This is a genomic window from Streptomyces sp. NPDC050504 (assembly GCF_044458065.1).
Lineage (GTDB): Bacteria > Actinomycetota > Actinomycetes > Streptomycetales > Streptomycetaceae > Streptomyces.
In genome coordinates, this window is the sequence record NZ_JBITHO010000003.1 from 460,306 (window position 1) to 479,725 (window position 19,420).

The 19,420-nt window shown below is 73.2% G+C and carries 15 protein-coding genes; 5 read left to right on the forward strand and 10 right to left on the reverse strand.

The features are described 5' to 3' along the window. Positions 1 to 7: 7 nt before the first annotated feature. Positions 8 to 832, reverse strand: coding sequence for a maleylpyruvate isomerase family mycothiol-dependent enzyme (locus tag ACIBNE_RS13185; protein ID WP_399271614.1), 825 nt, complete (start codon positions 830 to 832; stop codon positions 8 to 10). A 187-nt stretch (positions 833 to 1,019) separates the two neighbouring features. Here ACIBNE_RS13185 and ACIBNE_RS13190 point away from each other — a divergent pair, with 187 nt between their 5' ends. Next, positions 1,020 to 1,841 (forward strand): carbon-nitrogen family hydrolase, encoded by an 822-nt coding sequence (locus ACIBNE_RS13190; protein WP_399271615.1) that lies wholly within the window; start codon positions 1,020 to 1,022, stop codon positions 1,839 to 1,841. A 75-nt stretch (positions 1,842 to 1,916) separates the two neighbouring features. Here the strand turns inward: ACIBNE_RS13190 and ACIBNE_RS13195 are convergent, their stop codons facing one another. Next, a complete protein-coding gene (locus tag ACIBNE_RS13195; protein WP_399271616.1) occupies positions 1,917 to 2,441 on the reverse strand; it encodes an LURP-one-related/scramblase family protein in 525 nt (174 codons plus the stop codon). 77 nt (positions 2,442 to 2,518) lie between these two features. Between ACIBNE_RS13195 and ACIBNE_RS13200 the strand changes: the two genes are divergently transcribed. Continuing rightward, on the forward strand, positions 2,519 to 4,339 hold the full coding sequence (locus ACIBNE_RS13200; RefSeq protein ID WP_399271617.1) for an NHL domain-containing thioredoxin family protein: 1,821 nt from the start codon (positions 2,519 to 2,521) through the stop codon (positions 4,337 to 4,339). Positions 4,340 to 4,489: 150 nt separating this feature from the next. Here the strand turns inward: ACIBNE_RS13200 and ACIBNE_RS13205 are convergent, their stop codons facing one another. The 4 genes from ACIBNE_RS13205 to ACIBNE_RS13220 all read right to left on the reverse strand — a co-directional run bounded on the left by ACIBNE_RS13205 (position 4,490) and on the right by ACIBNE_RS13220 (position 9,926). After that, positions 4,490 to 7,456, reverse strand: a complete 2,967-nt coding sequence (locus tag ACIBNE_RS13205) for a BTAD domain-containing putative transcriptional regulator (RefSeq protein ID WP_399271618.1) — start codon at positions 7,454 to 7,456, stop codon at positions 4,490 to 4,492. 72 nt (positions 7,457 to 7,528) lie between these two features. Next, positions 7,529 to 7,756, reverse strand: coding sequence for a DUF6458 family protein (locus tag ACIBNE_RS13210; RefSeq protein WP_399271619.1), 228 nt, complete (start codon positions 7,754 to 7,756; stop codon positions 7,529 to 7,531). Positions 7,757 to 7,833: 77 nt separating this feature from the next. Next, positions 7,834 to 9,132, reverse strand: coding sequence for a M18 family aminopeptidase (locus ACIBNE_RS13215; protein ID WP_399271620.1), 1,299 nt, complete (start codon positions 9,130 to 9,132; stop codon positions 7,834 to 7,836). Positions 9,133 to 9,185: 53 nt separating this feature from the next. Next, a complete protein-coding gene (locus ACIBNE_RS13220; protein WP_399271621.1) occupies positions 9,186 to 9,926 on the reverse strand; it encodes a hypothetical protein in 741 nt (246 codons plus the stop codon). Between the two features lie 117 nt (positions 9,927 to 10,043). Between ACIBNE_RS13220 and ACIBNE_RS13225 the strand changes: the two genes are divergently transcribed. Further along, a complete protein-coding gene (locus tag ACIBNE_RS13225; RefSeq protein ID WP_399271622.1) occupies positions 10,044 to 10,226 on the forward strand; it encodes a hypothetical protein in 183 nt (60 codons plus the stop codon). An 84-nt stretch (positions 10,227 to 10,310) separates the two neighbouring features. Here the strand turns inward: ACIBNE_RS13225 and ACIBNE_RS13230 are convergent, their stop codons facing one another. The 3 genes from ACIBNE_RS13230 to ACIBNE_RS13240 form a co-directional block, all read right to left on the reverse strand. Continuing rightward, positions 10,311 to 12,143 carry an acyl-CoA dehydrogenase gene (locus tag ACIBNE_RS13230; protein WP_399271672.1) on the reverse strand — a complete coding sequence of 611 codons (1,833 nt, stop codon included), beginning with the start codon at positions 12,141 to 12,143 and terminating at the stop codon, positions 10,311 to 10,313. A gap of 183 nt (positions 12,144 to 12,326) precedes the next feature. Next, on the reverse strand, positions 12,327 to 13,283 hold the full coding sequence (locus ACIBNE_RS13235; RefSeq protein ID WP_399271623.1) for a pirin family protein: 957 nt from the start codon (positions 13,281 to 13,283) through the stop codon (positions 12,327 to 12,329). Between the two features lie 219 nt (positions 13,284 to 13,502). After that, positions 13,503 to 13,922, reverse strand: coding sequence for an SseB family protein (locus ACIBNE_RS13240; RefSeq protein WP_399271624.1), 420 nt, complete (start codon positions 13,920 to 13,922; stop codon positions 13,503 to 13,505). A 151-nt stretch (positions 13,923 to 14,073) separates the two neighbouring features. Between ACIBNE_RS13240 and ACIBNE_RS13245 the strand changes: the two genes are divergently transcribed. Then, positions 14,074 to 15,171: an AI-2E family transporter gene (locus ACIBNE_RS13245; protein ID WP_399271625.1), complete on the forward strand. Its 1,098-nt coding sequence runs from the start codon at positions 14,074 to 14,076 to the stop codon at positions 15,169 to 15,171. Between the two features lie 117 nt (positions 15,172 to 15,288). Here the strand turns inward: ACIBNE_RS13245 and ACIBNE_RS13250 are convergent, their stop codons facing one another. Continuing rightward, entirely contained in the window at positions 15,289 to 17,355 is a 2,067-nt protein-coding gene (locus ACIBNE_RS13250; protein ID WP_399271626.1) for a SpoIIE family protein phosphatase, read from the reverse strand. A 135-nt stretch (positions 17,356 to 17,490) separates the two neighbouring features. Here ACIBNE_RS13250 and aspS point away from each other — a divergent pair, with 135 nt between their 5' ends. After that, entirely contained in the window at positions 17,491 to 19,287 is a 1,797-nt protein-coding gene (gene aspS, locus ACIBNE_RS13255; protein ID WP_399271627.1) for an aspartate--tRNA ligase, read from the forward strand. The last annotated feature ends 133 nt before the right edge of the window (positions 19,288 to 19,420 follow it).

The window sequence follows — 19,420 nt, forward strand, 5'->3', positions numbered from 1 at the left end:
GCCGGTGCTACGGCGTGACCGCGAAGTTGTGCAGGATCGCCGCCGCCAGGTCCTGGTCGCCCTCGGCCTTGATCCGGTCGGCGACGGCCGCCGCCCGCACCCGTCCGCACGAGAGGCGCAGGAACGTCTCCCAGTCCATCGCGATGCTCACCAGCGGGCCCAGCGAGGGGGCCCCGTCGATCGTGCCGTGCCCCTGCGCGTCGACCCGCACCGTGCGCAGGAACTCCACGGGGCCGTGGATGTCGAAGACGACCGCCGAATTCGGCGGCGCGCCCGCGTCCTTGGCGACGATCCCGGGCAGCGACTGCAACAGGATGTCGCGCGCGACGTGCGCGCCGGGCGAGTCGAGGTTGCCCGGCCTGCCGAGGGTGGCGCGCAGGTCCTGCTCGTGCACCCAGACGTCGAACGCCCGCATCCGCAGGGCCAGTTCGAGGGTCTGCTCGGCGCCCAGCGGGGCCCGTACGAGGGTGTCGGGCGAGCGCGTCTCGTTCCGCAGCTGCCGCGCGCGGCGGATGATCGTGTACTCCAGCTCGGAGGTCATCTCGGGCGCCGTGTGGTGTCGGCGCACGTCCACCTGCATCTCCATGTACCGGGCGAACTCGCTCTGCACGTGGTAGAGGTCGCGCGGCAGCGTGTGGATGGGGCGGGGGTCGCCCAGCTGCTCGCACTCCATCCCGATGATGTGCGACACGATGTCGCGGACCGACCAGGCGGGGCACGGCGTCGCGCGGTTCCACTCGCCCTCGACGAGCGGCTGGACCAGCTCGGATATCGCTTCGACGGAGTGGGTCCAGGCGTCGGCGTAGGTCTGGAGGCTGGGATGGACGGTCACGGGACCCCTCGGCGGTTCTGCGGTACTCGGGCTGATGCGTGCTCACTGGCTGGTACGAAGGCGGCTGCGTGGGAGGTTCGGACGCCTAAGTTACGCTCCCGGGGGGCACCCCGGCAGTGCTTTCGTGTGACGATCGTAGGCTGTCTGTTGACGGAGCCGACAGCTCGAATGCCAGGACGGTGGTAGTGTGCGCGCCTCTTTGATCCAGTTCGCCGTTGACCCGGATGAATCCGCCGATTCCCGTAGGCTGCGCGCCGCTTCGCTGGTGCGCGAGCAGCGCGGCGCCGATCTGGTGGTCCTCCCGGAGCTGTGGCCCGTGGGCGCCTTCGCCTTCGAGGAGTTCGACGCGGCGGCCGAGCCGCTGGCCGGGCCCACGTACGAGGCCATGGCGAAGGCCGCGAGCGACGCGGGCGTCTGGCTGCACGCGGGCTCGATCGTGCAGCGCGGCGAGGGCTCCGAGGGCGGTGGGGGCGGTGGGGGCGGCGAGCTGTACAACACCTCGCTCGTCTTCTCCCCCTCGGGCGAGCTGGCCGCCACGTACCGGAAGATCCACCGCTTCGGCTTCGACGCGGGCGAGGCCGTGCTGATGACGGCGGGTCAGGAGCTGACGACGATTCCGCTCCCCGGCCTGACCGCGGGCCTGGCCACCTGCTACGACCTGCGCTTCCCCGAGCTGTTCCGGGGTCTGGTCGACGCGGGCGCGGGGCTGTTCGTCGTCCCGGCGGGCTGGCCCGCGCGGCGCCGCGCGCACTGGCGGCTGTTCGCGCAGGCGCGCGCGGTGGAGAACCAGGCGTACCTCCTGGCCTGCGGCACCGCGGGCACGCACGCCGGGGTCGAACAGGCCGGGCACAGCATGGTCGTCGACCCCTGGGGCGAGGTGTTGGCGGAGGCCGGGCCCGGCGAGGAGGTGCTGACCGTGGAGCTCGATCCGGCGAAGGTCGCCGAGACCAGGGAGCAGTTCCCGGCCCTGAAGGACCGCCGGCTGGGCGTCGCGCCCCCGCGCGCCTGAGCCCGTACGCCCGAGTCCGTACGCCTGAGCCCGTACGCCCGAGTCCGTACGCCCCCGGGGGGCCCGGCCCGCACGTCAGTCCGGGTCCCCCGCCCCCGCCTTCTGCCCGCCGCCCTCCCGCTCCTTCTCGGCCAGCCGGATCACCGCCACCGCGACCGCGATCATCAGGGCCGGGTCGGCGTCCTCCCGCACGACGTCGACCGCGTACGTCTCCCGCACCCGCAGCCACCTGCGCGAGATGTGCGCCAGCAGCTCGCCGTCGTACTCCACCGCGAACTCCCGGTCCAGGATCCGCCCGCTGACGTCGAGCTCGGTGCCCTCGACCAGCGTGACGCGGAAGTGGTTGCGCAGCAGCGAGAGCCGCTTGCGCCGGATCGTCGCCAGCGTCTCGCCGTCCCGCTCCAGGGTCATCGCGTCCCGGAACGACAGCAGCTTCTCCCTGAGCGTGATCAGCACCCGCCCGGAGCGGTCCTTGATCTCCAGGGTGTCGCGCACCCGCAGCGCCTTGCCGTCGACGAGGAACGCGTGGACGCCGTCCTCGGTCTCCACCCAGTAGTCGTCACCGATCGCGAACATTTTGTCGCGTACGAGATACTTCATGCCCCCAGGACTACCCCGCGGGGCGCTTTCGTACGGCCGTGATCGGGTGTTCACGCCGGGATGGCACCCTGGAGCGCATGAACGCAACGCCTGCTGCCCGTCGTGCCCGTGTCCGCGCCCCCGAACTGGTCGGGAAGGGCGGCTGGCTCAATACCGGAGGGCGGGAGCTGGGGCTCGCCGAGCTGCGGGGCAAGATCGTCGTGCTCGACTTCTGGACCTTCTGCTGCATCAACTGCCTGCACGTCCTGGACGAGCTGCGCGAGCTGGAGCGGGAGCACGCGGACACGCTCGTGGTCATCGGCGTGCACTCCCCGAAGTTCGTGCACGAGGCCGAGCACCAGGCCGTCGTGGACGCCGTCGAGCGGTACGACGTGCACCACCCGGTCCTCGACGACCCGGAGCTGGCGACCTGGAAGCAGTACGCCGTGCGGGCCTGGCCCACGCTCGTGGTCATCGACCCCGAGGGGTACGTCGTCGCGCAGCACGCGGGCGAGGGGCACGCGCACGCCATCGCCGCGCTCGTCGCCGAGCTGGAGGCCGAGCACGGCGCCAAGGGCACGCTGCGGCGCGGCGACGGGCCCTACGTGCCGCCGGAGCCGGTCGCCACGCACCTGCGCTTCCCCGGCAAGGCGCTCGCCCTGCCCTCGGGGAACCTCCTGGTCTCCGACACCACCCGGCACCGGCTCGTCGAGCTGGCGGCCGACGGCGAGAGCGTCGTGGGGTACGTCGAGGGCGACTTCAACGAGCCGCAGGGGCTCACCGCGCTGCCCGACGGGCGGATCGTCGTCGCCGACACCGTCAACCACCGGCTGAAGGTGTACGACCCCGAGAGCGGCGGGGTCACCGTCGTCGCCGGGACCGGCAGGCAGTGGTGGCAGGGCGAGCCGACCGGGGGCGACGCGCTGGAGGTCTCGCTCTCCTCGCCGTGGGACGTCGCCTGGTGGCGCGGCGAGGTGTGGATCGCCATGGCGGGCGTGCACCAGCTCTGGGCGTGGGACCCGGCGGCCGGCACCGTGCGCGTCGCCGCGGGCACCACCAACGAGGGCCTGGTCGACGGGCCCGGCGACCAGGCCTGGTTCGCCCAGCCCTCCGGCCTCGCCGCCGCGGGCGACCGGCTCTGGGTCGCCGACTCCGAGACCTCGGCGGTGCGCTGGGTCGACACCGAAGGGGCCGTGCACACGGCCGTCGGCGCCGGGCTCTTCGACTTCGGGCACCGCGACGGCGACGCCGCGCAGGCCCTCCTCCAGCACCCGCTGGGCGTCACCGCGCTGCCCGACGGGTCCGTGGCGATCTGCGACACGTACAACCACGCCCTGCGCCGCTACGACCCCGCGACCGGGCAGGTCAGCACCCTCGCCACCGACCTGCGCGAGCCCAGCGGCGCGGTGCTGGTCGGCGACGGCGTCCCCGACCTCGTCGTCGTCGAGTCCGCCCGCCACCGCCTCACCCGGCTGCGGCTGCCCGACGAGGCCGTCGAGGTCGCGGACGTCGCGCACCGCACGCGGCGCGCCGCCACCGAGGTCGCGCCCGGCAAGCTCCGCCTCGACGTGGTCTTTCAGGCGCCCAAGGGGCAGAAGCTCGACACCCGCTACGGCCCCTCCACGCGGCTGCTCGTCTCCTCGACCCCGCCCGAGCTGCTCGCGGAGGGCGCGGGCACGGACACGGACCTCGCGCGCGACCTGCTGTTCGCGGACGGGGTGACCGAGGGCGTGCTGCACGTCTCGGCGATGGCCGCGTCCTGCGACGACGACCCGGCCAACGAGTACCCGGCGTGCCACGTCCACCAGCAGGACTGGGGCGTTCCGGTACGGGTCACGGAGGGCGGGACGGCCCGGCTGGGGCTGGTGCTGGCGGGGCTGGACGCGGAAGGCGCGGAAGGCACCGAGGGCGCCGAGTAGCACCGCGCATCGGACGAAAAAGGTGGCGGACGGCACACGGGGGGTGTGATGCCGTCCGCCACATCCATGGGGGGCGGACCCGTTTGGGGGTGGGTCGCGCCGCGCCGCCATCAGGATCCACGACGGCGCTGGCGTCCCGCTGTCGCCCCGCTAACGCTCCGCTGTCGTCCCCCGCTCCACCGCCGTCGCGATCCGGTCGAGCTGGGCGTCCGCCCGCTGCACGCCCTCCTTGTGGCCGTGCACCACCGCCGCGTCCCGCGCCCGCAGCAGCTCGGCGCGGGCCGCCTCGTGGTCGCCGAGATCCAGCAGCGCCGCGCCCGCGGTGGCCGTCAGCATGCCGTTCCTGATCGCGACCAGGCCGTCCGACGCGTCCCCCGCCAGCGCGATGCCCACGCGCGCGCAGGCCAGCGCGGCCGGGGCGTCGCCCGCCGCGAGCAGCTGCCTGGCCCGGTGCTCCAGCACCAGCAGTTCCGTCATCAGGTCGCCCGTGCCGCGGATCAGCTCGGCGGCGCGCGCCGTGTGGGCCAGCGACTCGGGGCTCACCCCGCCCCGGTCCAGCGCCACCGACAGGTTCACCAGGGCCGTCGCCTCGCTCGACACGTCACCGGCGCGGGCGGCCAGCGCGGGCGCCAGGCGCAGGTGGACCAGCGCGTCGGCCAGCCGGCCCTCCTCGGTCAGCACCCAGCCGAGCAGCGCGCGGATCCGGGACTCGGCGTCGGGGTCGTACAGCCCGACGGCCGCGGCCAGCGCCGCCTCCAGGAGCGGCACCCAGCCGTCGCGCACGTGCCACACCAGGTACGGCCACTGGAGCACGACCAGCCGCCACGCGCGCTCGTCGTCCCCCGAGGCGCGGGCGGCGACGACGGCGGCGGCGAGGTTGTCGCGCTCGGCGGCGTACCAGAGGAACGCGGCGTCCCGGTCGGCGAACCGCGGCACGTCGCCCGGCACGCGCGCCCCGGGCGGGAGGGTGCAGCACGGCTTGTCGTCCGGTTCGGCGGCGGTCGTCGCGGCCAGCGCCGTGCAGATGTAGTGGTCGAGCAGGCGCGGCAGCGCGCCGCCGTCGTCGTCCGCCGCGAGGCCCCGCGCGTACAGCCTGACCAGGTCGTGCAGGGTGTAGCGGCCCGGCGCGTACTCGGTCAGCAGGTGTGCGTCGGCCAGCCGGTCCAGGGCCTGCGCCGCGGCCGGCGGCGCGAGGTCGGCGAGCGCGGCCGCCGCGTGCCGGTCCAGGTCGGGGCCCGGCAGCGCGCCCAGCCTGCGGAACAGGTGCGCGGCGTCGGCCGGCAGGTCCTGCACGGTCAGCCGGAGCGCGGCGGCCACGCCCGAGCCGTCCGCGCCGTCGGACTCGCCCACGGACAGCAGCGTCAGCCGCCGCTGTTCGTCGGCCAGCTCGGCCGCCAGGTCGGCGAGGCGCCAGCCGGGGCGGGTGGCGAGCTGGGCGGCGGTGATGCGCAGGGCCAGCGGCAGCCCGTCGCACAGCTCGGCCAGCCTGAGGGCCGCGCCGGGCTCGGCGCCGACCCGGTCGCCGCCGACCGCGGCGGCCAGCAGCGCGGCGGCCTCGCCCGGCACCAGCGCCTCCAGCGGCACGGGCCGGGCGAGGTCGCTGACGATCAGCCCGCCGAGTCGCCGCCTGGACGTGATCAGGGCCGCGCAGCGCGCCCCCGACGGCAGCAGCGGGCGGGCCCGGTCGGGGGTGCGGACGTTGTCGAGCACGACGAGCAGCGCGCGCTCCTCGGTGAGCGAGCGGTACAGCGCGGCGGCGGCGTTCGGCGACTCGGGGATGTGGCGCGGGGCCACGCCCAGGGCCAGCAGGAACTCCCGGATGACGTCCTGCGGGTCGACGTCGCCGTCCGGCGCGAAGCCCCTGAGGTCGGCGAAGAGCGCCCCGTCGGGGAAGCGTCCGGCGGCGCGGTGCGCCCAGTGCAGGGCGAGCGCGGTCTTGCCGACGCCGGCGGGCCCGGTGAGCAGGGCGACGGGGGCGTCGCCGCCGGTGTCGAGCGCGGTGCCCAGCGCGTCGAGCTCCCGGTCGCGCCCGAGGAAGCCGCGCGGGGCGCGGGGCAGGAGGTCGGGCCTGGGCCCGGCGCGGGTCCCCGCGGGGGCGGGCGCGACGGGGGCGGCCGGGGTGGTGTCCGCGGGGGCGCCCGGTGCGGCGTTCCCGTCCGCCGCGCCCTCCGCCGCACCGGCCGGTGTCTTGTCCGGTGTCTTGTCCGGCGCCCCGGCGGCCGCCCCGGCCGGTGTCCCGAGTGCGGTGGTGCCGGTCACCACCCCGGTCACCACCCCGGTCACCACCCCGGCCGTCGCCGCGGCTTCCGCGTCCCCGGCCGTCTCCCGGGTGCGCTGCCACGGCGCCGCCGGTCCCTGCTCGGCGGCCGGGCCCGGGGCCGTGCCCCGCAGGATCGCCTCGTAGGCGCCGCGCAGCGCGGGGCCCGGGTCGACGCCCAGTTCCTCGGCGAGGAGCGTCCTGGTGCGGTGGTACCAGTCCAGCGCGTCGGACTGGCGGCCCGCCCGGTACAGCGCGAGCAGCAGCGCGGCGGCCAGCGACTCCCGCAGCGGGTGCGCCACGGCCTCGGTGTGCAGGGTGGCCGCGGCCTTCGCGTGCTCGCCGAGCTGCCCGTACGCCTCCGCGAGGTTCTCGACCGTCGCCAGGCGGGTCTCCTCCAGGGCGTGCGCCGCGGCCTGGAGGGGTTCGCTGGCGACCGTGCCGGTCAGTGCGGGGCCGCGCCACAGGGCCAGCGCCTCGCGGTACATCAGCACCGCGTCCGAGGGGTGCTTCTGGTGCTTGGCGAGCTGCAGCAGTTCCTCGAAGCGGTGCGCGTCCAGCAGCTCGTCGGGCATCTGGAGGACGTACGCCTGCCCGCGCGTGGTCAGCTCGACGCCGTACGCCTGCGCCTCGCCCTCCTCGAAGAGCGCGCGCAGCCGCGACACGTGGCCCTGCACGACGGTGCGGGCGTGCTCCGGGGGCTCCTCGTGCCAGATCGCGTCGATCAGCCGGGCGACGGGGACGGCGGAGTTGGCGCGCAGCAGCAGGGCGGCGAGGACGCTGCGGCGTTTGGCGGGGCCCAGGGGCAGCTCACCCGATCCGGTCGCCACCGACACCGCGCCGAGCAGACGGAACTCCACGTGCCACTCCTGTCTGCCCTGGCGTCCTGCTGTTGTCCTGCTGTTGTACTGGTCAGTCAGTACGTGTGCGCATCAGTATCCGCGCCCCCTGTCGTCCCTGTCGACCACGGTCGGTGTGACCGTGGGTACGACCGCGCGCCTGCGCCGGGCGATGCTGGTGAACGTCGCGACACCGATGATCCCCACGGCCATCAGGATGAGTCCGATGACGTCGAGGTTGGCTCCTTGGAGCTCCCAGTCGGTGGCGAAGGTGAGGATCGCGCCGACCGCGATCAGGGCGATGCAGCCTCCGAGGCCCATGGGTAACGCCTCCTGCCTGTGGGCGGAGACGTCCGGGTACCCGCCCCGGAGGCTGTCACTCCCGCTCTTCCGCGCCCTCAGTCCTCCAGGAACGCGACGAGCGCGTTGGCCAGGAGGTACGGGTCGTCCGCGCCGCACAGCTCGCGGGCGCTGTGCATGGACAGGATCGCGACGCCGATGTCGACGGTCTTGATGCCGTGGCGCGCGGCGGTGATGGGGCCGATGGTGGTGCCGCAGGGCATCGCGTTGTTGGACACGAAGTTCTGCATGGGCACCCCGGCGCGCTCGCACGCGGCGGCGAAGACGGCGCGGCCGCTGCCGTCCGTGGCGTACCGCATGTTCACGTTGACCTTGAGGATGGGGCCGCCGTTGGCGCGCGGGTGGTGCGTCGGGTCGTGGCGCTCGGCGTAGTTCGGGTGGATCGCGTGGCCGGTGTCGGAGGAGAGGCAGACGGTGCCGGCGAAGGCGCGGGCGCGGTCCTCCTGGCTGCCGCCGCGGGCGAACACGGAGCGCTCCAGGACCGTGCCGAGGAGCGGGCCGTCGGCGCCGGTGTCGGACTGCGAGCCGTTCTCCTCGTGGTCGAACGCGGCGAGCACGGGGACGTGGTCGAGCTTCGCGCCGCCCGTCGCGGCGGCGGCGAGCGCGGCGGTCCCGGCGTGCACGGAGATGAGGTTGTCCATCCGGGGCCCGGCCAGCAGCTCGCGGTCGCGGCCGAGGTAGGCGGGCGGCTCGATGGCGTGCGGCATCAGGTCCCAGCCGGTGACGTCGGCGGCGTCGACGCCGGCCTCCTCGGCGACGAACCGGATGAGGTCGCCCTCGCGGACGTCGTCCCCGAGGCCCCAGATGGGCTGCATGTGCTTCTGCCGGTCGAGCTTGAGCCCGTCGGTGTTGACCGCGCGGTCGAGGTGCACGGCGAGCTGCGGGACGCGCAGCAGGGGGCGGTCGACGTTGACGAGGCGGTGCGTGCCGTCGCGCAGCGTCAGGCGCCCCGCGAGGCCGAGGTCGCGGTCGAGCCAGGTGTTGAGCAGGGTCCCGCCGTAGATCTCCACGGCGACCTGCCGCCAGCCGTGCGCGCCCGCGTCGGGCAGCGGCTTCACGCGGAGGTTGGGGGAGTCGGTGTGGGCGCCGACGATCCGGAACGGGGTGTGCGGCGATGCGCCCTCGGGGACGTACCAGGCGATGATCGCGCCGCCGCGCAGCACGTACTTCCCGCCGCTCGACGCGTCCCACGCGTCGGTCTCCTCGACCTGCCGGAATCCGGCCTTCTCCAGCCGCTCGGCGGCGGTCGCCACGGCGTGGTACGGCGACGGGCTCGCCGCGAGGAAGGACATCAGGTCGTCGGTGTGGCCGCGGTCGAAGCGGGGTGCTGGACTCATGAGCCCACCCTAACGAGCGCCGCCGCGACTCCGACGGCCTGTCGGCGATCCGGTCAGGCGGTGGGGCCGGAGGCGGTGGGGGCGGAGCTTCCCGGCGCCTGGTCCTCGGGGCCGGCGAGCTGATCGGCGCTGGTGACGTCGAAGGCCCGGTCGAGCCAGACGTCGAGCCGGGCGAGGTCGTGGCAGTGGAGGATGCGGGCCCGCTGGTCGGCGGGGACGTCGATGCCGCGGTGCGCGAGGATCCGGAGCAGGGTCTCGGCCTTGCCTTCGGCTTTCCCTTCGGCCTTCCCGCGCTCTTCTGCCTGGCGCTCGAATTCCTGCGCGGAGATCGACGTGAAGCGGTAGCTCTTGGTGTCCATGAGGTGCCTCCAGTGCTCTCCGGCGGGGCCGGCGCCCAGCCCGTCTTCGGTGAATTCGGCGAGCCGGTCGGCCAGCTCGGTGTCGAGGGTGTCGAGGGCGAGGGCCAGTGCGTCCAGTATGGCAGCGAGGTCCGGATCGCCACTATGCGTGAGGGCGCAGAGGATCGCCTTGTGGACGTCGGCGGCGGCGAGCCGCGGGTCGGTGATCCTCGGGGTGTTGTCGGGGCCGAGCACGAGCGGTGAGACCACCAGCGACTGACGGCCGCCGATGCCGGGAACGCCCATCGGGCGGCGCGCCCAGTCGGCCGTGGCCTGGTCGTGGCAGATCACGATGAGCTCGACCGGACAGCGGTACTTCGCGTGGATCCGTGAGAGGTACCAGGCCCAGGCGCCGGGCTTGTCGGCCTTCACCCTGCCCTGGGGCTCGATGACCACGATGAGGGGCGACTCGGTGGTCTTCAGCTCGATGACGGTGTCGGACTGTGGGGGAGGGCGGGTCGCGGCGGCTTTGGGCCCGGGGTGTTGTCAGTGGGGTGTGCCAGGCTCGGGAGCATGGTGATGACCTTGGACGACCGTCGTGACGACGCGCGGGATCCGGTCCTGATCGGGGACGTCCTGAGCGCGGAGAGGTTCCTGTCGGGGGCCGGGAGCGGGGGCGGTGGTGGGCTTGCCGCGGGCCGGGTGGGTCCGTGCGGCCCGGTGGAGCCGCACCCGGGCGCCGGTCCGCGCCCCTGACGGGGCGCATGACGGGGCGCAACAACGCGGTCCCGCTGTCCGCTCACGGCAGGGCGGACAGCGGGACCGCGGCTCGCGGACGGGCTAGAACGCGGCCTCGTCCAGGTCCATCAGCGCGTTGTCGACGGCCTCGGCCTTCGCGCGCTCCACGGAGACGCCCGGCAGCACGTCCGCCGCGAAGAACTTCGCCGCGGCGATCTTGCCCTGGTAGAAGGGGACGTCCTTCGCGGAGGCCGTCGGCAGGGCCTCCAGCGCCACGGCCGCGCCGCGCAGCAGGAGGTAGGAGACGACGACGTCGCCCGAGGCCATCAGCAGGCGGGTGGTGTTGAGGCCCACCTTGTAGATGTTCCTGACGTCCTCGCCGGTGGCCGTCAGGTCGGTGATCATCGCGCCGACGATCGCCTCCAGGTCGACCGCCGCCTTGGCGAGCTGCTCGCGGGCGGTGGCCAGCTCGTCGCCGCCGGTGCCGACCGCGAGGAACTTCTTGATCTCCTCGGAGAGCTGGTTGAGCGCGGCGCCCTGGTCGCGGACGATCTTCCGGAAGAAGAAGTCCTGGCCCTGGATCGCGGTCGTGCCCTCGTAGAGGGTGTCGATCTTCGCGTCGCGGATGTACTGCTCGATCGGGTACTCCTGGAGGTACCCGGAGCCGCCGAACGTCTGGAGCGACTGCGCCAGCTGCTCGTAGGACTTCTCGGAGCCGTAGCCCTTCACGATCGGCAGGAGCAGGTCGTTCAGGCCGTGCAGGGACTTGGCGTCCTCGCCCGCGGCCTCCTTGACCTGGATCTCGTCCTGCACGGTGGCCGTGTAGAGCACCAGGGAGCGCATGCCCTCGGCGTACGCCTTCTGCGTCATCAGGGCGCGGCGCACGTCGGGGTGGTGCGTGATGGTGACCTTGGGCGCGGTCTTGTCCATGAACTGCGAGAGGTCCGAGCCCTGGACGCGCTCCTTGGCGTACTCCAGCGCGTTGAGGTAGCCCGTGGAGAGCGTGGCGATGGCCTTCGTGCCGACCATCATCCGGGCGAACTCGATGATCATGAACATTTGGCGGATGCCGTCGTGCTTGTCGCCGATCAGCCAGCCCTTGGCGGGCTTGTCGGCCTGGTCGCCGAAGGTCATCTCGCAGGTGTTGGACGCCTTGAGGCCCATCTTGTGCTCGACGTTCGTGGCGTAGACGCCGTTGCGCTCGCCCAGCTCGCCGGTCTCCCAGTCGAAGTGGAACTTCGGGACCAGGAAGAGGGAGAGGCCCTTGGTGCCGGGTCCCGCGCCCTCGGGGCGGGCCAGCACGTAGTGGAGGATGTTCTCCGACATGTCGTGCTCACCGGACGTGATGAAGCGCTTCACGCCCTCGATGTGCCAGGAGCCGTCCTCCTGCTGGACGGCCTTGGTGCGGCCCGCGCCCACGTCCGAGCCCGCGTCGGGCTCGGTGAGGACCATGGTCGAGCCCCACTGCTTCTCGACGGCGATCGCGGCGACCTTCTGCTGCGCCTCGTTGCCCTCGGCGTGCAGGATGCCGGCGAACGCCGGGCCGGAGGAGTACATCCAGACGGCCGGGTTCGCGCCGAGCAGCAGCTCCGCGTACGCCCAGATCAGGGAGCGCGGCGAGGTCGTGCCGCCGATCTCCTCGGGCAGGCCGAGCCGCCAGTACTCGCTGTCCATGAAGGCCTGGTAGCTCTTCTTGAAGGAGGCCGGCACCGGGGCGGTGTTCGTGGCCGGGTCGAAGACCGGCGGGTTGCGGTCGGCGTCCTCGAAGGACTCGGCCAGCTCGTTCTCCGCGAGTCGGCGGATCTCGTCGAGGATGCTCTTCGCGGTCTCGACGTCCATCTCGCCGAACGGGCCGCTGCCGTACTGCTTGTCGCGGCCGAGGACCTCGAACAGGTTGAACTCGATGTCGCGGAGATTCGACTTGTAGTGCCCCATGGCGACGGCCCTCTCGTAACGCATACCAGCAAGTAACCACGATGATGCTACCCATCGGTAATAACCTGCAACCCCTGATCGTCCATATGTGACGAGGGTCTTACGAACGGGGCGCAAAGGGCCAGGGCGGTGACCGGAAAAGGTCACCGCCCTGGGGGGACGGGGGACGGGGGCGTGCGGGGCTCACATGCCGTGGACCGCCGGGACCGTGCCCAGGCGGCCCGCCTGGAAGTCCTCGAACGCCTGGCGCAGCTCGTCCTGGGTGTTCATGACGAACGGGCCGTAGTGCGCCATCGGCTCGCGGATCGGGCGGCCGCCGAGCAGGACGACCTCCAGGTCCGGGGTGTGCGAGTCCTGCTTGTCGTCCGCGCGCACGGTCAGCGAGCCGCCGTCGCCGAATACCGCCGTCTGGCCGAGCTGGATCGGGCGGCGCTCGGCGCCGACCGTGCCGCGCCCGGCCAGGACGTACGCCAGGCCGTTGAAGTCCGACCGCCAGGGCAGCGTGACCTCGGCGCCGGGGCGGACCGTCGCGTGGATCATCGTGATCGGGGTGTGCGTGATGCCGGGGCCCTCGTGCCCGGCCAGCTCGCCCGCGATGACCCGCAGCAGCGCGCCGCCGTCGGGGGAGGCGAGGAGCTGGACCTGGCCGCCGCGGATGTCCTGGTAGCGCGGGTCCATCATCTTGTCGGCCGCCGGGAGGTTCACCCACAGCTGGAGGCCGTGGAAGAGGCCGCCCGACTGGACCAGCGCCTCCGGCGGCGCCTCGATGTGCAGCAGGCCGGAGCCCGCCGTCATCCACTGGGTGTCGCCGTTCTGGATGGTGCCGCCGCCACCGTTGGAGTCCTGGTGGATGAACGTTCCGTCGATCAGGTACGTCACCGTCTCGAAGCCGCGGTGGGGGTGCCACGGGGTGCCCTTGGGCTCGCCCGCCGCGTAGTCCACCTCGCCCATCTGGTCCATCATGATGAACGGGTCGAGGTACCGGTAGTTGATCCCCGCGAACGCGCGGCGCACCGGGAAGCCCTCGCCCTCGAAGCCGCTGGGAGCGGTCGTCACCGCGAGGACGGGACGGGCGACGGCGTCGGCCGGAGCCTCGACGCGGGGCAGGGTCAGCGGGTTTTCAACGGTCACTGCGGGCATGGGGGCCACCTCCGGACGATTCGGCCTTCAATTTAGTTGAATGGTGAACATCCCGCAAGGCGGGGTTCATTCCCGGGCGGCTGCGGGGCGGCCGCCGGGCCCGGAGAACGGCCGGAAGACACCGGAGGCCCGCACCCCTTCGCCAGGGGTGCGGGCCTCGGTCGACGGCGATGTCGATGTCGTCGGCGGCGTCGTCGACGGGGCGGGCGGGCGGTGCGGTCAGCCGTACATGCGGCGCATCGCGAAGTCGACCATCTGCTCCACGGCCTTCGCGTCGAAGACCATCCGGTGGTCGCCCTCCATGTCGAGCACGAAGCCGTACCCGGTGGGCAGCAGGTCGATCACCTCGGCGCCGGTGATCACGAAGTACTTGGACTCCTTCCCCGCGTACCTGCGCAGCTCCTTCAGCGAGGTGAACATCGGGATGACCGGCTGCTGGGTGTTGTGCAGCGCCAGGAAGCCGGGGTTGTCCCCGCGCGGGCAGTAGACCTTCGAGCCCGCGAAGACCTGCTGGAAGTCCTCGGCGGCGAGCGTCCCCGTGGTGAAGGCGCGCACCGCGTCGGCGAGCGAGGGCGGGGACGGCTCGGGATAGGCGTACTGCTGCTGCTGGGCGCCCTGGTTCTGGTCGTAGCCGTACATGGCCGCAAGCGTACTGAGTGCGGGCCGTCCGGGTGAGCCGGTCCGGTCCGTTCGCCACGGGACGGCCGGGTTTCCCCGCGCGGGTGACGGGGCGTCACCCGGGTGGCGCGGCCGATGGGACATCGGCGGGCTTCCGTGGTCGGGTGGGAGCGTGGAGAACCCGAAGCCCGCCCCGGGGGCGAAGCAGCCCGCCCCGGAGGCGAAGCCGCTGCTGCCCGAGGCGGCGCGGCGCACCGCCGCGTGGTGCGTCGTCCTGCTGCTGGTCGCCGGGGTCGTCGCGGTCGCCGTCTGGCTGGTCATCGTCCTCAAGTCGGCCGTCACGCCGGTGCTGCTCGCCCTCCTCGGCACGGCCCTGCTGGGCCCCGTCCACGCCTGGTTGATCCGGATGCGGGTGAACCGCGCGCTCGCCGCCGGGCTGACCTGCGTCGCGCTCGTCGCGGTCGTCGGCGGAGCCGCGTACATCGTGGTCAGCGCGCTCATCGACACCGGCGACCAGATCCTCGCCTCGGTGAAGCAGGGTGTGCAGTGGGTCGCCGACCACTTCGGCTTCGAGGGCAAGGGCATCGAGGACCTCGCCGCCAACAGCAAGCAACTGCTGGAGAAGTTCGGGGCGGGGGCGGCGAGCGGGGTCCTCGCGGGGCTGAGCGTCATCGGCTCGCTCGTCGCGACGTCCGTGCTCGCGCTGCTGCTGACCTTCTTCTTCCTGAAGGACTCCGACCGGGCGGCGCGGCTCGCGCACACGGTCGCGCCGCGCGGCACGGGCGAGATGGTCGAGGCGATGGCCCGGCGGGCCTTCGAGGCCGTCGAGGGGTTCATGCGGGGGACGACGATCATCGCGCTGATCGACGCGGTGTGCATCACCGTGGGGCTGCTGGTCCTGCGGGTGCCGGGGGCGGTGGGGCTCGGCGCGCTCGTCTTCATCGGCGCGTACATCCCGTTCCTCGGGGCGGTGCTCTCCGGCGCGGTCGCCTGCCTGGTCGCGCTCGCGGACCGGGGGGTGGGGACGGCGCTGTGGACGCTGGGGGTGGTGCTGGCGGTGCAGCAGCTGGAGGGGCACATCCTCCAGCCGATGGTGCAGAGCAGGACCGTGCAGATGCATCCGGCGATGATCATGGTGGCGCTGACGGCGGGGGCGAGCGTGGCGGGGCTGCTCGGGATGCTGCTGGCGGTGCCGGTGTGCGCGGCGTTCTTCGGGGTGGTGGGGGAGCTGCGGAAGCGGTACGCCCCCGAGGAGCCCGCGGCGCCCTGACGGGGTGGCCGTCGCCCGGGGCGGGCGTTTCCCTCGCGGGGGTCCCGCTGCCCGGGGCGCCGTCCTTATCGCCCGGGGCGGGCAGGCCCCTCCCCGCGCCCCTTGCGGACCGGCCCGTCACCGGGGCGCCTCGCGTTCCTCCAGTTCGAACCAGATCGACTTGCCCTCGCCCCTGGGGTCCACGCCCCACGCGTCCGCCAGCATTTCCATCAGGACCAGGCCCCGGCCGCTGGAGGCCATCTCCCCCGGGCGCCGCTTGTGCGGCAGCTCGTCGCTCGCGTCGGCGACCTCCACCCGCAGCCTCCTGGGTCCCGGCCCCGGGCTGATCTCCGCCAGGAGCAGCGCGTCGCCGTCCGTGTGGACCAGCACGTTCGTCGCCATCTCGGAGACCATGAGCACCGCCGCGTCCACCTGCTCCGCGTCCGCCCAGTCGTGCAGCATCTGCCGCAGCTCCCGGCGCGCCGCGCCGATCCGCTGGGGCTCGGCCTGGGCGATGGTCAGCGCGGTGCTCCGGGGCGCCGTGCCCGTGCGCGGCGAGGGCCCCGCGTCCCGGGAGAGCAGCAGCAGCGCGATGTCGTCCTCGCGCCGGTCGGCCAGCGGGCCCGTCGTGTAGTGCGAGCCGGGACCGTGCACCGCCCCGATGAGCGCGTCGGCCAGCCGCTCCAGCGCGTCGCGGCCCTCCGTGCCGTGGGACTCCACGAGCGGCCGCAGCCGGGCCCAGCCGGACTCCATGTCGTGGCCGCCGGTCTCGATCAGGCCGTCCGTGCAGAGCAGCAGCGTCTCGCCGGGGGCCAGGACGAGCGGGGTCGTCGGGTAGTCGGAGTCCGCCTCGACGCCGAGCGGCAGGCCCCCGTCGGTGGGCCGGATCCGGGCCGTGCCGTCGGCGGCGCGCACCACCGGGTCGGGGTGGCCGGCGCGGGCGGCGTGCAGGGTCCCGGAGGCCGGGTCCACCTCCACGTACAGACAGGTCGCGAAGCGCTCGGAGAGGCCCGCGAGGAAGCGGGAGGCGCGCGAGAGGACCGCGCCGGGGCGGTGCCCCTCGGCGGCGTACGCGCGCAGGGCGATCCGCAGCTGGCCCATCACCCCGGCCGCCGCCACGTCGTGGCCCTGGACGTCCCCGATGACCAGCGCGACGTTCCCGCCGGGCAGCGGGATCATGTCGTACCAGTCGCCGCCGACCTGGAGGCCGCCGCCGGTGGGCACGTACCGCGCGGCGTAGCTCATGCCGGGGATCTCCGGGACGAGCGTGGGCAGCATGGTCCGCTGGAGGCCCTGGGACAGCTCGCGCTCGGTCTCCGCGAGGCCCGCCCGCGCCAGGGCCTGGGCGAGCATCCGGGCGACGGTGGTGAGCACCGAGCGCTCGTCGGGCGTGAAGGCGACGGGGTGCTTGAACGCCGCCATCCAGGCGCCCATGGTCCGCCCGGCCACCACGAGCGGCACGAACGCCCAGGACTGGCGGCCGAAGCGCTGCACGAGCGACCAGCTGGCGGGGTAGCGGGCGCGGTAGTCCTCCGGGGTGGGGAGGTAGATGGCCCGGCCGGTGCGGACGACCTCGGCGGCGGGGTACTCGGTGTCGAGCGGCATGTTGGCGAACGGGCTCTCGTCGTCCGCGCTGTGCCCGTGGTGGCCGGTGATGGTGAGCCGGTCGCCCGCGACGCCGAAGACCGCGAGGCCGTCGGGCGAGAAGCCCGGCATGGACAGGGAAGCGGCGACCCGCAGCACCTCGGCGGTGGACCTGGCCTCGGCGAGCGCGCGCCCCGCGTCGAGCAGGAACGCCTCGCGGGAGCGGCGCCAGTCGCCGGTGACCGGGCCGCGCGCGGCGGTGGTGCCCGGGTGGGGCTCGGCGACCTCCTGGACGGTGCCGATGAGCTGGTAGCCGTGCGGGCCCCCGATGGGGCGGGTGCGGCTGCGGACCGTACGGACGACCTGGCCCGAGCCGTCCATGATGCGCAGCCTGGCCTCGGCGAGGGTGCCCTCGGCGACGGCGAGCTGCACGATGCCGTTGATCTCGTTCCAGTCCACCGGGTGGAAGCAGGAACGGGCGGCGGCCTCGCTGAGGACGGCGGGCTCGGCGGGCAGCCCGAGGAGCCGGGCGGCTTCCGCGTCGAGGGTGACCGTCCCGGCGGCGTCGTCCCAGCGCCACAGGCCGGTCGCGACGGCGACCAGGACTTCCTCGGTGCGCATTGCCCCACTTTAAGAAGATCTGCCGATAAGTCGCCACCGAGAGTATCGGAAGGTGATCTTGAGGTGGGCGGTAACCTTGTCGGGATCCACTCAATCGATGAAGCACCTCCGATCCCGAAGGCTGGATGAACGACGATGCATCGGTACAGGTCCCACACCTGCGGCGAGCTCCGCGCCTCTGACGTCGGCACCGACGTCCGGCTGAGCGGCTGGCTGCACAATCGGCGCGACCTGGGCGGCATCCTCTTCATCGACCTCCGCGACCACTACGGCATCACGCAGCTCGTCGCCCGTCCGGGCACGGCCGCCGCCGAGGTGCTGGACAAGCTCTCCAAGGAGACGGTCGTCCGGGTCGACGGCAAGGTCGTCTCGCGCGGCGCCGACAACGTGAACCCGGAGCTGCCCACCGGCGAGATCGAGATCGAGGCGGGCGAGGTCGAGGTGCTGGGCGCCGCGGCTCCGCTGCCCTTCACGATCAACGCCGAGGACGGGGTCAACGAGGAGCGGCGCCTGGAGTACCGCTTCCTGGACCTGCGCCGCGAGCGCATGCACAGGAACATCATGCTGCGCTCGGCCGTCATCGCCGCGATCCGCTCCAAGATGGTCGCGCTGGGCTTCAACGAGATGGCGACGCCGATCCTGACCGCGACCTCCCCCGAGGGCGCCCGCGACTTCGTCGTCCCCTCCCGCCTGAACCCGGGCAAGTTCTACGCGCTCCCGCAGGCGCCGCAGCAGTTCAAGCAGCTGCTGATGATCTCCGGCTTCGACCGGTACTTCCAGATCGCGCCCTGCTTCCGCGACGAGGACGCCCGCGCCGACCGCTCGCCGGGCGAGTTCTACCAGCTCGACGTCGAGATGTCGTTCGTCGAGCAGGAGGACGTCTTCCAGCCGATCGAGCGGCTGATGACCGAGCTGTTCACGGAGTTCGGCGGCGGGCGCGAGGTCACCTCGCCCTTCCCGCGCATCCCGTTCCGCGAGTCGATGCTGAAGTACGGCAACGACAAGCCCGACCTGCGCGCCAAGCTGGAGCTCGTCGACATCACGGACGTCTTCGCGGACTCCGGGTTCAAGGCGTTCGCGGGCAAGCACGTGCGCGCGCTGCCGGTGCCCGACACCGCCGGGCAGTCCCGCAAGTTCTTCGACGGCCTCGGCGAGTACGCGGTCGAGCACGGCGCGAAGGGCCTGGCCTGGATCCGCGTGGGCGAGGACGGCGCGTTCGCGGGCCCGATCGCCAAGTTCCTCACCGACGAGGACGTCAAGGTCCTCACCGAGCGCCTGGGGCTGGCCGCGGGCCACGCGGTCTTCTTCGGCGCCGGAGAGTTCGACGAGGTCTCGAAGATCATGGGCGCGGTCCGCGTCGAGGCCGCCAAGCGCGCCGGGCACTTCGAGGAGGGCGTGTTCCGGTTCTGCTGGATCGTCGACTTCCCGATGTACGAGAAGGACGAGGAGACCGGCAAGATCGACTTCTCGCACAACCCCTTCTCGATGCCCCAGGGCGGCATGAAGGACCTGGAGGAGAAGGACCCGCTCGACATCCTCGCCTGGCAGTACGACATCGTCTGCAACGGCATCGAGCTGTCCTCCGGCGCGATCCGCAACCACGAGCCCGAGGTCATGCTGAAGGCGTTCGAGATCGCCGGGTACGAGGCGGAGACCGTCGAGAAGGAGTTCGCGGGCATGCTCCGCGCGTTCCGCCTCGGCGCGCCGCCGCACGGCGGCATCGCCCCGGGCGTCGACCGCATCGTGATGCTGCTCGCGGACGAGCCGAACATCCGCGAGACGATCGCCTTCCCGCTGAACGGCAACGCGCAGGACCTGATGATGGGCGCGCCCACGGTCCTCGAAGAGGCCCGCCTGCGCGAGCTGAACATCGCGCTGCGCAAGCCCGCGGTCGCGGAGAAGGCCGCCGAGAAGGCCGACGCGGACAAGTAACCCGTACGTGCGAAGGGCCCGCGATCCACGGATCGCGGGCCCTTTCGCATGCCGGGGTGCGGTTCGGCCACGAGGGCCGGGCGCGGAAGAGGCGGCGCCCCGGGGCAACGGGCCCCGGAGGCGCGACGCCCCG